Origin of the sequence: Capillibacterium thermochitinicola (assembly GCF_013664685.1) — a bacterium.
Classification (GTDB): Bacteria; Bacillota; UBA4882; order UBA10575; family UBA10575; genus Capillibacterium; species Capillibacterium thermochitinicola.
Genome location: NZ_JAAKDE010000002.1, coordinates 113,231 through 128,811 on the forward strand (window position 1 = coordinate 113,231; position 15,581 = coordinate 128,811).

The window sequence follows — 15,581 nt, forward strand, 5'->3', positions numbered from 1 at the left end:
AAAATGGGAATGACCATGTCACAAAAGATCCTGGCCGCCCATGCGGGGTTGGAAACGGTCCGGCCGGGGCAGTTGATCGAGGCGGATCTGGATCTGGTCCTGGGTAACGACGTGACGACCCCGGTGGCGGTTCACGAGTTTCGCAAGACCGGTTTGACCCGGGTGTTTGACCGGAAGAAGATCGCCATTGTCCCCGATCATTTCACGCCCAATAAAGATATTAAAGCGGCGGAGCAGTGCCGCATGATCCGGGAGTTTGCCCGTGAGATGGGGATCGAGCACTACTTTGAGGTTGGGGAGATGGGGGTCGAGCATTGCCTCATCCCCGAGCAAGGCCTGGCGGTTCCGGGTGACTTAATTATCGGCGCCGATTCCCACACCTGTACCTACGGGGCCCTGGGGGCCTTCTCCACCGGGGTGGGCAGCACCGACATGGCGGCGGGGATGGCCACGGGCCGCCTGTGGTTTAAAGTCCCTTCCGCCCTGAAGTTTGTCCTAAAAAACAAACCCGGCCGGTGGGTATCGGGGAAGGATGTTATCCTCCACATAATCGGGATGATCGGGGTGGACGGTGCCCGGTACAAATCCATGGAGTTCGTGGGGGACGGTCTGGCCCACCTGTCGATGGACGACCGGTTTACCATTGCCAACATGGCGGTGGAGGCCGGGGCGAAAAACGGCATCTTCCCGGTGGACGAGAAGACCGTTGCCTACGTGCAGGAGCATGCGACCAAACCCTACCGGGTTTATGAACCCGATCCGGATGCGGACTATGATGAAGAGTATGAGATCGACCTCAGCACGCTCAAGCCGACGGTGGCCTTTCCCCACTTGCCTTCGAACACAAAGACCATTGACGAAGTGGGGGAGATCCCCGTTGACCAGGTGGTGATCGGTTCCTGCACCAACGGGCGGCTGTCGGATCTGCGCACCGCGGCGCAGATCTTAAAAGGGCGGAAAGTGAAGAAGGGCGTCCGGGTCCTGGTCTTCCCGGGGACGCAGCGGATTTACCTTGCGGCCCTGCGGGAGGGGATCATCGCCGATCTGGTGGAGGCGGGAGCGGTGGTTTCCACGCCGACCTGCGGTCCCTGTCTCGGCGGCCACATGGGGATTCTTGCCAAGGGCGAACGGGCGGTGGCGACAACGAACCGGAATTTTGTCGGGCGGATGGGGCATCCCGAGTCCGAAGTTTACCTGGCCAGCCCGGCTGTGGCGGCGGCTTCGGCGGTTACCGGTATCATTACGGACCCGGCCAAGTTGTAGGCCGGGCAGGAACGGGAAATGCAAAATTCCTGGAGGAGGTCTATGATGAAAGCGAAAGGGAGAGTATTCAGGTACCAGGATAATGTTGATACGGACGTGATCATCCCCGCCCGTTACCTCAATACGTTCGACCCCGAGGAGCTGGCGGCCCACTGCCTGGAGGATCTGGATCCGGAGTTCAGGAAAAAGGTGCAAGCCGGGGATATCATTGTGGCGGGCAAAAACTTTGGTTGTGGCTCCTCGCGGGAGCATGCGCCTTTGGCGATCAAGGCGGCGGGCGTCTCTTGTGTCATTGCCGCCACTTTCGCCCGGATCTTTTACCGGAATGCGATCAATATCGGCCTGCCGATTCTCGAGTGCCCGGAGGCGGTCCAGTGGACGGAGACCGGCGACGAGCTGGAGGTCGACTTTGACCAGGGAAGAATCGTGAATTTGACCAAAAACAAGGCATTTCAGGCCGAACCCTTCCCGGAGTTTATGAAGGAGATCATGGCGGCGGACGGCCTGATCAACCGTGTGAAGGCCGGCCGTTAGGATCACGTGAACAACAATCACGAGGTTTGGCGTGAAACGAAGGCTTTGGCTTGCTCAATACCAGTATTACCTCCAAGGGAAAACGGACGGAAGGATGGTGGGCCTGTGGGCAACTACAGAATTGCAGTGATTCCCGGGGACGGGATTGGTCCCGAGATTGTCGGCCAGACTTTACGGGTCTTGGACCAGATTGCCGATACCTACGGACATCATTTTGAGTATAAAGAACTGCTGGCCGGCGGCTGTGCCATTGATGCCACGGGCGAGCCGTTGCCGGAAGAGACGGTGGCGGAGTGCCGGAAGAGTGATGCGGTACTCCTGGGGGCCGTCGGCGGGGCGAAATGGGATCACCTGCCCGGGGAAAAAAGGCCGGAGATGGCGCTTTTGGGACTCCGGGGCCAGCTTGGCCTTTATGCCAATCTGCGACCGGCTTACTTGTATAAACAACTGCAGGCGGCTTGTCCCCTGAAGCCGGAGATCATCGGGGAAAGTATTGATTTGTTGGTGGTCCGGGAATTGACCGGCGGCATCTACTTTGGCCCGCGCGGCCGCCGCGCGACGGCGGAACGGGGGGAGGAAGCCTTTGACACCGAAGTTTACAGCGAAGCCGAAGTGGAACGGATCGCCCGGGTTGCTTTTGAAATTGCCCGCGGGCGGCAGCGGCGGGTGACCAATGTGGACAAAGCAAACGTCCTGGAAAGTTCCCGCCTGTGGCGGGCGGTGGTGACGCGGGTGGCCGCCGACTACCCGGATGTGGAGTTGAACCACATGTATGTGGACAACGCCGCGATGCAACTGGTGCGTAATCCGAAACAATTTGACGTTATCGTCACCACCAATATGTTTGGGGATATCTTGTCCGACGAGGCCAGTATGATTACGGGTTCCATCGGGATGCTGCCTTCGGCGAGTTTAGGCCAGGGGAATTTTGGTCTCTACGAACCGGTGCATGGTTCAGCCCCCGACCTGGCCGGACAGGACCGGGCCAATCCGTTGGCCACCATTTTGTCGGCGGCGATGATGCTCCGGTACTCCTTTGGCCTTGCGCAGGAGGCGGAGGCCATTACCAGCGCGGTGGAACAGGTCCTGGCTGCGGGATACCGGACCGGTGACATTATGAGTCCGGGACAGACCCTGGTCGGGACGGCGCAAATGGGGCAACTTGTTTGCGACTATATCGCCAAAGGAGACTAAACAATTAAGGTAAGGATAGGGGTGAGCCGATGCGGAGCGATTCAGTAAAAGTCGGTTTGGAGCGGGCCCCCCACCGCTCTCTTTTCAAAGCATTAGGTTTGACGGAGGAAGAGATCAACCGGCCGTTGATCGGGATTGTCAACGCCAAAAGCCAGATCGTGCCGGGCCATATGCACCTGGACCAGATTACGGCGGCGGTCAAGACCGGCGTGGCGATGGCGGGGGGAACGCCCATTGAGTTTCCGGCGATCGGGGTCTGTGACGGGATTGCCATGGGCCATATCGGGATGCACTATTCCCTGCCGACCCGGGAACTGATCGCCGACAGCATTGAGGCGATGGTCCTGGCCCATGGTTTTGACGGGCTGGTGCTCGTCCCCAACTGTGACAAGATCGTTCCGGGCATGCTGATGGCGGCGGCCCGCCTCGATATCCCGGCGATTGTTGTCAGCGGCGGGCCGATGTTGAAAGGGCGGATCGGCGAAAAGGAGATCAGCGTGACCGATATATTTGAGGCCGTCGGTGCTTATAAAGCCGGGAAGCTCAGCGACCAGGAGCTCACCGCGTACGAGGATGGCGCCTGCCCCAGCTGTGGTTCCTGCTCCGGTATGTTCACGGCCAACAGTATGAACTGCCTCACCGAAGCGCTGGGGATGGCTTTGCCCGGCAACGGGACGATTCCGGCGGTGTATTCGGCCCGGCTTAGGCTGGCGAAAGCGACCGGGATGCGCATTATGGAACTGGTGAAAAAGGATATTCGGCCGCGGATGATCTTGACCCCTGACGCTTTCCATAACGCCCTTTCCGTTGATATGGCGCTGGGCTGCAGCACCAATAGCATGTTGCATTTGGCGGCCATCGCTTATGAAGCGGGAGTCCAGTTTGACCTGGACCAGGTCAATGCCCTGAGTGCCCAAACCCCCAACCTGTGCCGGTTGGCTCCGGCCGGGCGGCATTTTGTAGAAGACCTGTACGCGGCGGGGGGCATCCCGGCCGTTATGAAAGAACTTTCCCGGAAGGGGCTGCTGAAGGAGGATTGTCTCACCGTCACCGGCCAGAGCGTCGGGGCTAACATCGCCGCGGCGGAGAATCTTAATCCCAATGTGATCCGGCCGGTCGATCAACCCTATGCGCCCACCGGGGGGATCGCGGTGCTCAGAGGAAACCTGGCCCCCAACGGGAGCGTGGTCAAGCGGAGCGCCGTGGCGGAAGCGATGTTGGTGCATGAGGGACCGGCCCGCGTCTTTGACAGTGAAGACGCGGCGGTGCAAGCAATTCTAGCGGGGGAGATCAGAAAGGGTGACGTGGTTGTTATCCGTTATGAGGGACCCCGCGGTGGACCGGGCATGCGGGAGATGCTGATGCCCACTTCGGTATTGGCCGGGATGGGCTTGGACGCCGAGGTGGCCTTGATCACCGACGGCCGCTTCAGCGGCGCCACCCGGGGGGCCAGTATCGGCCATGTTTCGCCGGAAGCGGCGGAAGGGGGGCCGATCGCCTTTGTCCGGGATGGCGACCGGATTGCCATTGATATGATCAAGGGCACCCTGACGTTAAAAGTTGACGCGGCGGAGCTGGAAAGGAGAAAGGAAGGGTGGACAGCGCCCCCGCCCAAGATTAACCGGGGATATCTGGCCCGCTATGCCCGGTTTGTCTCCTCGGCGAGCGAAGGCGCTGTTTTGAAAGGCTAACCGGAGGCCGCGCGGAGAAACGTCGCCTGACGACCGGCGCAGGCGGAGCCGGTTCCGAACGTAGACCTGAATACCGGGAGAAAAGGTGGTGTGTACATTGCGTTTAACCGGTGCTGATATTTTGGTGGAATGCCTGATTGAGCAGGGCGTCGATACAATCTTCGGCTTCCCCGGCGGCGCGGTGTTGAATATCTATGACTCGTTATATAAATATAAGGATAAGATCAAACATTATCTGACCTCCCACGAGCAGGGGGCGGCCCATGCGGCCGACGGTTATGCGCGGGCCTCGGGGAAGGTTGGGGTCTGCCTGGCCACGTCCGGCCCGGGTGCAACCAACCTGGTGACCGGAATTGCCACGGCGTACATGGATTCCAGTCCCATGGTGGCGATCACCGGCAACGTGCCTCTAAACCTGATTGGCAAGGATAGCTTCCAGGAAGTGGACATCACGGGAATTACGATGCCCATCACCAAGCACAATTTTATGGTCAAAAGGGTAGAGGACTTGGCCGAGACGGTCCGCCGGGCTTTCCAGATTGCCCGGGAAGGAAGGCCCGGGCCGGTGCTCATCGACATCCCCAAGGATATTACGATGCGGGAGTGTGAGTATGAGCCGCGCGTCACCGGTCAAATCGAGAAGAAGAGCGCGGTGAATACCGGGGCCATCGAAAAGGCCCTGGCGATGATCCATGAGGCGGAAAAACCCATGATCTACGCGGGCGGCGGGGTGATCGCGGCGGAGGCGGCCCCTGAACTGTATGAGCTGGCCGTAAAGATCAACGCCCCGGTTACCTTAAGCCTCATGGGGATGGGGGCCTTTCCGGCCACCCATGAACTCTATACCGGGATGATTGGGATGCACGGGACAAGGGCTTCCAACCTGGCTGTGACCCAATGCGACCTCTTGATTGCCGTCGGGGCCCGTTTCAGCGACCGGGTGGTCAGCAGACTGGACCGGTTTGCCCCGAAGGCGAAGATTCTCCACATCGACATCGATGAGGCTGAGATTAACAAGAATGTGCGGGTGGCCCACTACATTGTGGGTGATGTCAAGACGGTCTTGGCCAAGCTCATCGAAGGGATTCAACCCAAGGATCGTTCCCAGTGGCTCAACCATGTGCTGGCCTTAAAAGCCCAGAAACAACAGCCGGGGAATGGCGGGGAGTTGACTCCCAGGTATATTCTGGAAAAGATTTATGAACTGACCGGCGGCGAAGCGATCATCACCACCGAGGTGGGGCAGCATCAGATCTGGACCGCCCAGTACTATAAGTTCACACGGCCCAGAACATTAATCACTTCCGGCGGACTGGGGACCATGGGGTTCGGCTTGGGGGCTTCGATCGGGGCTTCCATCGCTTTGCCGGGGAAAAGAGTGATTAATATTGCCGGTGACGGCAGCTTCCGGATGAACCTGAATGAGCTGGCCACAGCGGTGGAGTATAATCTGCCGGTCATCGTGGTGATCATGAACAACCATGCGCTGGGCATGGTCCGGCAATGGCAGAGCCTGTTTTACGACAGCCGTTACTCCCAAACCACCCTGGACCGGAAGACCGACTTTGTGAAGGTGGCGGAGGCCTTTGGCGCGGTTGGTTTCAACCTGACGGCGCGGGAAGATGTGGAAAAGGTGCTCCGGGAAGCCCTGTCCCTCAACCGGACGGCGGTGATCAACTGCGAGATTGACCGGGACCATAAGGTCTGGCCGATGGTGCCGCCGGGGGCCGCCCTGGAAGACGTGATCGTCGATGAAACCGACCTCGTTAAGAATTGAGACGAAAAAAGCCGAGCGAAAACCTTTAATCCAGGTGGGGTTAAAGGTTTTCTTTTGCCCTGGGGCCAGCCCGAAGGCCAAGCCGGGCATCGTTTTCGGGACATGAAGGGGGAAGGCGTTCCGGTGGCGAATAACTAGACCGGACCGGCCCGGACTCAAAAAGGGCAAGACCGGCCCGGGCTAAGAGGTCCGATGGATGTGGCTGGTAAAGCCGGTAAGAAGGCAGAGGAGAAGAGGGGAAGATGATTAGAGAACAATCTTATATTGACCTGCACATGCATTCGCGGTACAGCGATGACGGCGAATTTACTCCCAAAGAACTGGTTGCGCAGTGCCGGGCGGCGGGGATTCGGATTATGTCTGTCACCGACCACAATTGCGCGAAAGCCAACGCCGAAGCGGAAAGGGCGGCGGCGCAAGCCGGAATCAAATTTATCCCCGGGATCGAGATCGACTGTACCTACCAGGGGGTTGATTTTCAGCTCTTGGGGTACGGGATTGATTACCGTGATACGGCTTTTACTAAGATTGAAGAGCATATTGCCCGGCAGAACCGGGAAGCCTCATACCAGCGGTTACGACTCATCAACCAATTGGGGTTTCACGTCACGGCGGAAGAACTGGGGGCGATTAGCGCCGGTGATTATTGGCCGCAGAGTTGGACGGGGGAAAAATTCGCCCAGATCCTGCTCAGCAAACCGGAGTATTCTGACCATGAATTACTTAAGCCTTACCGGCCCGGCGGAGCGCGGAGCGATAATCCATACGCCAATTTTTACTGGGATTTTTGTGCTCAGGGCAAACCGTGTTATGTCAAGATCGAGTTTTCCCCTTTAGCCGAGGTAATTCAGATCATCCACGCGACCGGGGGCAAAGCGGTTTTGGCCCACCCGGGCCTCTATTTTGACCATATCCATCTCCTGGCGGAGATGGTGGCGCTGGGGTTGGACGGGATCGAAGTGGGAAGCGGTTATCATACGCAGGAAACCTCAGCCTATTTCTATCAGCAGGCTTTGGCCCACGGTCTTTTGGTTACGGGCGGCAGTGATTACCACGGGACAACCAAACCCGCAATACGGCTGGGAGAATATGTGTGCCCGCTTCCGGAGAAGGAGATCGAGGCCCGACTGGAAGCGGCCGGTTTGCTCGCTTGAAGAATTATTGTTGGCGTTAAAAGAGGCTGTTGCGACAGCCTCTTTTAAATTTGCAGATAAGGTTAAATGTATCTTTCTTGAAAAGCTCAAGCGTATTCGCCCTGGAGCAAGATCCCCGACTCCACCATCGGCTTGTCAATGCGGATATAGGTGACATTATGCTTGACATGGGGCGGGACCCAGATCATGGTCGTTTTGGTGATGGTAAAAACCTCATCGTTAAGCGGGACCTTTACCTCAAAGGTGCCTTCTTCCCCGACAAACATTAAAAGTTGGGGGGTGGGATGGGAATGCAGTTCGCAAGTGGGGTTTACTTTTGGTATCTCCGTGCGGTAAAAAACATCGGCCGAAACCGTGGCTTCCGGAACCAAGTCTTTGTTCATGAAAATCTTAAAGGGCGTATCTGGCCGGTCGTGGTAAAGGTAGTCGAAGGTCTCGAGCGGTTGGCTGATCACATACTTTTCGTACATAAATTGGTCCTCCTTATGTTTGTTTTTAAAACCGGTTCCTACTACCCAGTAAATACTGTGCCTGTATTTCATGTAAGCTTAGCAAAACCCCTATTTTAGCTTGCTGTAATGAACGAATACCTAACTTATTCTTGTTTCTTTGTCTTTCCCCTCCCGGCTGAAGGGATAAAAAAGTGGGGCTGTTCGAAGGAGACAGCCCCACTTCTTTCATTAACTCTTTTACACGGCAAAAACATGCCGCCCAATCCGGTTAATCACCTTTCGCGACCAGATCCAACTGTATGGGTTGCGGATTTTGGCCGGATTGTAGAAATACAGAGCACCACCGCTTGGATCCCAACCGCCGAGTGCCGCTTTGGTGGCCTTTACGGCGCTACTGGTTAGCGGCTGCCAAATCTGTCCGTTGGCGACGGATTCGAATTCACCGGCTTTATAAATATTACCGGCGATCGTCTTTGGAAATTTCCCCGATTTGACCCGATTAAGGATAACCGCGCCGACCGCGACTTGACCCGTGAACGGCTCGCCGCGGGCTTCGCCGTTAATCAACCGCGCCAGCAGATACAGGTCGCCATTATTAACTTTCGATAGTGTTGATGCCTGTGCCCGTGCCTGCTTGGGCGCATCGGGAATCCATAGTTTCCCGCCGGCCCGAATTCGGTCGCCGGACAGTTTATTGACGGCTTTTAAGGTCGCCACGTCGGTGCCAAAACGCCGGGACAACTTGTAGAGGGAGTCGCCCCACCGGATCTGATAGGTCCAAGCGTGGGCGGGAATGGAATAGCCAAAAAACATAATTACAAGCAGACCATAGGTTACGATACGCATCATTCTTTTGTTTAATTTCATCTTATCATACCCCTTTCTCGATTTTCCACGCATCAGCGCGCCGGTATCTTGCCCTCATTGACAGTTCGGTTGGGATATCGGGTCTTGGGGGGCATCAACTGTTGGATTATAACATTGGTTTTTGGGGTTGTCGACCATGATATAACGCCGTATTAAGCAGGGATATTGAGCATACCAAAGCATCCGCAAGCTATTATAGGTTAACATAATATTTAAACGGCCTGATCCATTTTGCCCCATTGGTACAGGCTGTTTTTTAATATGGAAGTCCATTTGCAACTATCTGAACCTAAATTTCGAGAAAAAAGTGGGTAATTTGGTATTGACATTAATATAAATTTGTAATAAAATCAAAATCGAAATAAATACAAAATGGAGGGATTGCTTGATGGAAAACAAATTACCTTTGATTGGTGACAAATTCCCACAGATTAGTGTGAAGACGACCCATGGGCTAAAGACTTATCCCGATGATCTGAAGGGGAAATGGTTTGTCTTCTTCAGCCACCCGGCCGACTTTACCCCGGTTTGTACCACCGAGTTTGTTGCGTTCGAAAAAAGAGCAGCCGAATTCCGGAAGATCGGGGCCGAACTGGTCGGGCTCAGTATCGACCAAGTCTTTTCCCATATTAAATGGTTGGAATGGATCAAGGAGAAACTGGATACGGAGATCTCCTTCCCCGTGGTTGCCGATGATACCGGCGAAGTTGCGAAGCAGCTGGGCCTGATTCACCCCGGGCAGGGGACCAATACGGTCCGGGCCGTCTTTGTGGTTGATCCCGAGGGGACCGTCCGGGCGATCTTATATTACCCGCAAGAACTGGGCCGGAACATTGATGAGATCTTACGGATGGTCAAAGGATTACAGGTGGCGACTGAAAAGGGCGTAGCTTTACCCGCCAATTGGCCCAATAACGAATTGATCCAAGATAAAGTGATCATCCCGCCGGCTACGGACGAGAAGACCGCCAAAGAACGGAAGGCGACTTACGACTGTTATGACTGGTGGTTCTGCCACAAAAAAATCTCCTAAATAACAGTCGGCGCCGAGCAAACGGAAAAAGTCTGGTCGACCTGCTTGCGGAACCATTGGCGCGAATGCCGCAATGGCACTTGAGGGTAGGGCTGGTCTGTGTTAAGATAAGGAAGAAACTTGGGAACGTCAAGCGCCCAACGGGGAGCAGTAATCTTGGTAGTGATTACTAAAAAGGTGAGGGAAAAAGATGGGGATGAGTTTGCAAGAAATCTGTGATGCGCTGGAGCGGGTGGGGATTCGCCCAACACACCAGCGGATCGAGATCATGAAATACCTGGCCCAGCACCGAGTGCACCCGACGGCGGAGATGATCTATACGGAGTTGAAAGAGGCTATTCCTACCTTCTCGAAGACGACGGTTTACAACACCCTGAAGCTTTTAGAGGAGAAAGGAGTCGTCTTGGCACTGGCGACCGACGAGGATCAAGTCCGCTATGAAGCAAATTTAACACCCCATGGTCACTTTAAGTGTGTCCGGTGCGGTGTTCTGTGCGACCTGAATATCCCAGCCATCGGCTCCCCGGGGCAAGAGATCGAGGGAAATCTGGTCCTGGAGTATCAAGTGCTGGCGAAGGGGATTTGCCGGCAGTGCCGGGCGGCGGAAAATCAGCGCCATGAATAAAGTAAATCAACCCCATGATTAAACTTAAGGAACCCCACAAAAGGAAAAGACCCGTTTTACGCGGGTCTTTTCCTTTTTTCGTTTTGTACCTTGGCGGCAGAGCGGCGCAAAAGGTAAAGGCATGCTCAACGGTTTTTCTGGGCGGCGGTCGCGCGGCGGTCGTCGAGAATTGGTTTGAGGGTCTGCCAGCCACCGCTTAAGTTCCTGGCCTTAAAGCCATTTTGGATCAGGATCCGGGTCGCCAGGTAGGAGGTGAGGCCGATCGTGCAGTAGACGATAATCTCCTTATCCCTGGGCAGTTCATGGAGGCGCTGCCGCAATTCGGCGAGGGGGATGTGGAGCGCCCCTTCAAGGGCCCCGGCGGCGAACTGGCTTTTGGACCGGACATCAAGCAGGAGAAAGTCCGGGTTTTCCTGGTCAAGGATCTGGTCCCAGGAGGCTACCGGCAGATCACCACGGATGATGTTGCCCGCCACATAGCCGGCGATGTTGACCGGATTTTTCGCCGAAGAAAAAGGCGGGGCGTATGCCAGCTCGAGGGCGGCCAAATCGTCGACGGTACCACCGGTTTTCATGACAGTGGCGATGACGTCAAGGGTTTTATCGACGTTATGGGCCCCCACCACCTGGGCCCCGAGGATCCGGCCTTCCGGAGTAAACAGCAGTTTGATGTCGAGGTGGGTCGCCCCGGGATAATAGCCGGCGTGGGAGAGGGGGTGGGTAATGGCGGTCAAATACTTCTGCCCGCTATGCTTTAAAAACTCTTCAGTAAAACCGACGCTCCCGGCAGTCAAGTCAAAGACCTTCACGATGGCGGTTCCGATGACCCCTTCGTATTTTACCGGCCGCCCGCAGATGGCATCGGCCGCCAACCGGCCTTGGCGGTTGGCCGGACCGGCCAGGGGAAGGTAGGTTTTGTCGCCCGTGATCCCGCTTTCCACTTCAATGGCGTCGCCAACGGCGTAAATAGATGGATCGGAAGTCTGGAAGGAGGCGTTGACCCGAATCGCGCCGTTGGTGCCCAGTTCCAGACCGGCTTCTTTGGCCAAGTGGGTTTCGGGCCGCGTCCCGACTGCGATGACAACCAGGTCATAGGGGATCTCTTCCCCATTGCCGAGGAGCGCCCAGTCCTGGCCATCCCTTTGTTCTACGGCCGATAGGGCAGTCTGTAAGTAAAGGTTGACGCCGCGTGCCCGCAGGTGGTTATGGAGGGGGGCCGCCATCTCCGGGTCAAGGTTTTTCGGTAAAACGCGGGAGGCCATCTCGACCAGGGAGACTTTGAGGCCGGCGGCGACCAGGTTTTCGGCGATCTCGAGGCCGATAAAGCCCGCCCCGACTACCAGGGCCCGCTGCGGTTGTTCGTGGCGGAGATAGGTTTTGATCCGGTCCGTATCGGCAACATCCCGCAAGGTAAAGACGTTGTCGCCCTCGAGTCCGGGAATTTTCGGCCGGATTGGCGTGGCACCGGGTGAGAGCAGCAAAAAGTCGTAGGTTTCTTGGTAAACCCGGCCGGAGACCAGTTCTTTTACTTCGACCATTTTCTGCTGGCGATCAATCTTAAGTACTTCATGCCGGGTCCGCACTTCAATGTTATACCGCGCCCGTAAGCCGTGGGGGGTTTGCACAAAAAGGTTGTCCCGGTCGGTGATGACGTCCCCGATGTAGTAGGGTAATCCACAGTTGGCGTAGGAGATGTAACCTCCTCTTTCGATCAGGATAATCTCGGCCTCTTCATCGAGGCGCCGCAACCGGGCTGCTGCGCTGGCCCCACCGGCGACGCCGCCGACAATAACGACTTTCTTCTTCAACTTCCTCACCTCAAATTAAAATTTATGCCTTCTTATGCTTAATTATCGGCGGAGAAGATAAAACCTTTTGGCTTCGCTTGACCCTAAGAAGCAGGGTTCAGCATTATTTTACCGAAATAATTGGTCGTGTAATTATCCTAAACTCCATTATCCCTCCGGGCTCGACCGGAGAGCACCGGCGAATGGGAAAATCCGAATGATGAGGTGATGAAAAATGGATTTTTGGCGGTTGATTGAGGGAAGAAGAAGCATCCGCAAATATAAAAGCGATCCGGTGGAACCGGAAAAAGTGGCCAAGATCTTGGAAGCGGCGCTCCGGGCTCCGTCGTCGCGGAACTTAAAACCCTGGGAGTTTATTGCCGTGACCGAGCCGGCGCTCATAGCGCAGCTGGCCCGGGCGCGTAGCCATAACGCGTTTTTAAAAGAAGCACCCCTGGCGATTGTGGTCTGTGCCGATCCGGCCAAATGCGATGTTTGGGTTGAGGATGCGGCGATTGCGGCCACCTTTATCGGCCTGGCGGCCGCGGCGCTGGGTTTGGGCCATTGCTGGCTCCAAATCCGGCAGCGGGACCACAGCCCGGACCAGACCGCTGAAGAATATGTGCGCGCGGTGTTACGGATCCCGGAACACCTCAAAGTCGAGGCGATTGTGGCCATCGGTTATCCCGCCGAGGAAAAACCGGGGCATCCCCGCACCGGGTTGGCCTTTGACAAGCTTCACCACAATGTTTACGGTGAACCCTTTACCGGTCTGCCTTGAGCCTGTGGTGCCCTCCGGCGCGCGGCATGCCCGCCGGTACAGGACGCCGCAGGAAAGGGCAGGAGAGAACATTTTTCCGACCAGGCTCTTGCCATGGCCAAACGATCCTGTTATTATTTGTAGTATTCATAGTTATCCTGCATACTGGAGATGACCGGTTTGTGTAAACGAGCAACGATTGGACCGAAATTGGGCTATTGGTTTGGGGTGTTGAAGGCAATCGCTTTATCAACCTATAAAGAGTGGGCTGCTTACCGCAGCCAAATGGCGGTCACCATCTTTGTCGGTCCGGTCTTTTTTTTTAACCCAGATCTTTATCTGGCGGGCGGTTTACGCCACCCGGACCACCCTCAACGGGCTGACCTTGGAACAAATGCTGACTTATTACGGGATCGCCACGTTGATTGGTTGTCTGACCTATGATTCTACCGACTGGGATCTACAGTGGTCAATCCGGACGGGAAGTTTCTTAACTTATCTGCTCCGGCCAATTTCCTACAGCTTTTTGGCCTTTGCGCAGAAGATCGGCCACCGGATTCTTGCCTTTTGGGTGGAGAGCGTGCCCGTGTTTTTGATCTTCTTTTTTGTGTTTAAGATCCGGTTGGTCCCGGCGGAGCCGGCTTGGGCTTTGCTTTCGCTGGGTTTAAGTTTTGTGCTCATTTTTTTAACCAACTACTGCATCGGGATTACCGCTTTTTGGCTCACGAAAACCGAGGGGATCCGCCGGGCCTTTCTTTCGCTACGGGATTTATCGGCCGGGATGCTGATTCCGCTGACCTTTTTCCCGGAGTGGATGCAAAAGATCCTGTTTTATCTGCCTTTCCAGTTCATCACTTACGTGCCCACCAGGGTTTTCATCGGCCACTACGAACTGGCGGGCGTCAGTCTGCCCATCCCGCAGGTGGTCGCGTTACAGTTCGTCGCGACGGTGGTGATGTACGCGGTCGCCCGGGTTCTCTGGTATTTCGGGATTAAACGGTTTACGGGGGTGGGTGCGTGAGGAACAACATCCGGATTTACTTGCAAGGAGCAAAAACCGCCTTGGCCACCCGGATGGCCTACCGGGCCGATTTCTTCATGAGCATGCTGATCATGTTGCTGGTAGAGATGACCGTCCCCATGATCACCATCCTGATTTACCAGAACGGGGCCACCTTCCCCGGTTGGGACATGTACGAAGCATTGCTCATCCAAGGGGTTTTTTTGTTGGGCAAAGGGATTGCCGCCCCGTTCTTTTTTGGGATCGTCTGGAACACAATCGAACGGGTCCAGAACGGCACCTTCGATTTGTTGTTGATTAAACCCAAACCCGTGCTTTTCATGGCGATTGTAACCGGGTTTGATGCGGAGGATCTGGGCAAGCTGGTCGGGGGCATCACCCTCTTCACCATCGCCCTGAGTCGCCTGCCGGCGCCAAGTCTTGGCGAATGGCTTCAATTTCTGGTCTTGTTTCTTCTCACTTTGACGGTGCACTTTGGTTATGGTCTCATCTTGGCGAGCCTGGGTATTGTCTGGATCGGCAATTACCGTCTTTATGAGATCTTTGGGTCCATAACCACCTTTGGCATGTATCCGGCGGCGATCTTCTCGAAACCGGTCCAAACCGTCATTACCTTATTGCTCCCCGTAGCGATTCTCGGTTCGGTTCCGGCCACGGCCTTACTGGGACGGCCTTCGGCGGGCACCCTTGGGGCGGTGGGGGTCGCCATTCTTTTTCTCCTGTTCAGTTTGGGTTTTTGGCGGTGGATGCTTAAAAAATATACCAGTGTAGGTGGCTGAACATGCTTATTTCCGTAAAAAATTTGACGAAAGTTTATAAGACATACCAACGGGGCAACAGCTTTAAAGAGACGCTGAAAAGTTTGTTCTTCCGGAAACCCATTTATATCCATGCCCTCAAAGGGATCTCCTTCGGGATTGACAAAGGAGAGTTGGTAGGTTTTTTGGGGCCCAACGGGGCCGGGAAGTCAACAACGCTTAAGATCCTGACCGGGATCCTCTATCCAACCTCCGGTGCGGTTGAAGTGATGGGTTACACCCCTTGGCGCGACCGAAAAAAGTACGTGGCGAAGATCGGAGCGGTTTTTGGGCAGAAATCACAATTGATCTGGGATATTCCGCCCATCGACGCCTTTTATCTCAATAAAGCGATCTACGCCATTCCGGACCGGGTTTTCAAACAGACCATGGAGAACATGGTGGAACTCTTGGACGTCAAGGACCAGATCCGCAAACCCACCCGCCAGCTCTCCCTCGGCGAACGGATGAAGTGCGAATTTATCATGGCCATGCTTCACCAGCCGGAGATCGTCTTTTTGGACGAACCCACCATCGGTCTGGACGTTATCGCCAAGGATAAAATCAGAGAGTTTATCCGGGAGATGAACAAAAAAGGGGTTACCTTCATCCTGACGACCCATGAC

General features: G+C 55.6%; 15 protein-coding genes. 12 read left to right on the top strand and 3 right to left on the bottom strand.

What is annotated here, in order from left to right; genetic code table 11:
* Positions 1 to 3 precede the first annotated feature (3 nt).
* From leuC to G5B42_RS01350, 6 genes are all read left to right on the top strand, one after another.
* Positions 4 to 1,263 (top strand): 3-isopropylmalate dehydratase large subunit, encoded by a 1,260-nt coding sequence (gene leuC, locus G5B42_RS01325; RefSeq protein ID WP_181338652.1) that lies wholly within the window; start codon positions 4 to 6, stop codon positions 1,261 to 1,263.
* A gap of 45 nt (positions 1,264 to 1,308) precedes the next feature.
* Positions 1,309 to 1,797, top strand: a complete 489-nt coding sequence (gene leuD, locus G5B42_RS01330) for a 3-isopropylmalate dehydratase small subunit (protein WP_181338653.1) — start codon at positions 1,309 to 1,311, stop codon at positions 1,795 to 1,797.
* A gap of 105 nt (positions 1,798 to 1,902) precedes the next feature.
* A complete protein-coding gene (gene leuB / locus G5B42_RS01335) occupies positions 1,903 to 2,991 on the top strand; it encodes a 3-isopropylmalate dehydrogenase (RefSeq protein WP_181338654.1) in 1,089 nt (362 codons plus the stop codon).
* Between the two features lie 29 nt (positions 2,992 to 3,020).
* Complete coding sequence (gene ilvD / locus G5B42_RS01340; protein ID WP_181338655.1) at positions 3,021 to 4,682, top strand: dihydroxy-acid dehydratase; 1,662 nt, start codon at positions 3,021 to 3,023, stop codon at positions 4,680 to 4,682.
* A 97-nt stretch (positions 4,683 to 4,779) separates the two neighbouring features.
* Positions 4,780 to 6,459 (top strand): biosynthetic-type acetolactate synthase large subunit, encoded by a 1,680-nt coding sequence (gene ilvB / locus G5B42_RS01345; protein ID WP_181338667.1) that lies wholly within the window; start codon positions 4,780 to 4,782, stop codon positions 6,457 to 6,459.
* 242 nt (positions 6,460 to 6,701) lie between these two features.
* The gene (locus tag G5B42_RS01350) at positions 6,702 to 7,613 is read left to right on the top strand and encodes a PHP domain-containing protein (protein WP_181338656.1); all 912 of its coding nucleotides are present in this window, start codon (positions 6,702 to 6,704) and stop codon (positions 7,611 to 7,613) included.
* A gap of 86 nt (positions 7,614 to 7,699) precedes the next feature.
* Here the strand turns inward: G5B42_RS01350 and G5B42_RS01355 are convergent, their stop codons facing one another.
* Positions 7,700 to 8,083 (bottom strand): cupin domain-containing protein, encoded by a 384-nt coding sequence (locus G5B42_RS01355; RefSeq protein ID WP_181338657.1) that lies wholly within the window; start codon positions 8,081 to 8,083, stop codon positions 7,700 to 7,702.
* A 219-nt stretch (positions 8,084 to 8,302) separates the two neighbouring features.
* Positions 8,303 to 8,914: a cell wall hydrolase gene (locus tag G5B42_RS01360; protein WP_231133125.1), complete on the bottom strand. Its 612-nt coding sequence runs from the start codon at positions 8,912 to 8,914 to the stop codon at positions 8,303 to 8,305.
* 406 nt (positions 8,915 to 9,320) lie between these two features.
* Here G5B42_RS01360 and G5B42_RS01365 point away from each other — a divergent pair, with 406 nt between their 5' ends.
* Together G5B42_RS01365 and G5B42_RS01370 are read left to right on the top strand one after the other, a co-directional pair.
* On the top strand, positions 9,321 to 9,965 hold the full coding sequence (locus G5B42_RS01365) for a peroxiredoxin (RefSeq protein WP_181338658.1): 645 nt from the start codon (positions 9,321 to 9,323) through the stop codon (positions 9,963 to 9,965).
* Between the two features lie 190 nt (positions 9,966 to 10,155).
* Complete coding sequence (locus G5B42_RS01370) at positions 10,156 to 10,590, top strand: Fur family transcriptional regulator (RefSeq protein ID WP_231133126.1); 435 nt, start codon at positions 10,156 to 10,158, stop codon at positions 10,588 to 10,590.
* Between the two features lie 125 nt (positions 10,591 to 10,715).
* Here the strand turns inward: G5B42_RS01370 and G5B42_RS01375 are convergent, their stop codons facing one another.
* A complete protein-coding gene (locus G5B42_RS01375; RefSeq protein WP_181338659.1) occupies positions 10,716 to 12,398 on the bottom strand; it encodes an FAD-dependent oxidoreductase in 1,683 nt (560 codons plus the stop codon).
* A 214-nt stretch (positions 12,399 to 12,612) separates the two neighbouring features.
* Between G5B42_RS01375 and G5B42_RS01380 the strand changes: the two genes are divergently transcribed.
* From G5B42_RS01380 to G5B42_RS01395, 4 genes are all read left to right on the top strand, one after another.
* Positions 12,613 to 13,158 (top strand): nitroreductase family protein, encoded by a 546-nt coding sequence (locus G5B42_RS01380; RefSeq protein WP_181338660.1) that lies wholly within the window; start codon positions 12,613 to 12,615, stop codon positions 13,156 to 13,158.
* 280 nt (positions 13,159 to 13,438) lie between these two features.
* The gene (locus G5B42_RS01385; RefSeq protein WP_231133127.1) at positions 13,439 to 14,158 is read left to right on the top strand and encodes an ABC transporter permease; all 720 of its coding nucleotides are present in this window, start codon (positions 13,439 to 13,441) and stop codon (positions 14,156 to 14,158) included.
* On the top strand, positions 14,155 to 14,937 hold the full coding sequence (locus G5B42_RS01390) for an ABC transporter permease (protein WP_181338661.1): 783 nt from the start codon (positions 14,155 to 14,157) through the stop codon (positions 14,935 to 14,937). Before G5B42_RS01385 ends, G5B42_RS01390 begins: the two co-directional genes overlap by 4 nt.
* A 2-nt stretch (positions 14,938 to 14,939) precedes the next feature.
* On the top strand, positions 14,940 to 15,581 hold a 642-nt coding region (locus tag G5B42_RS01395), incomplete at its 3' end, for an ABC transporter ATP-binding protein (protein WP_181338662.1).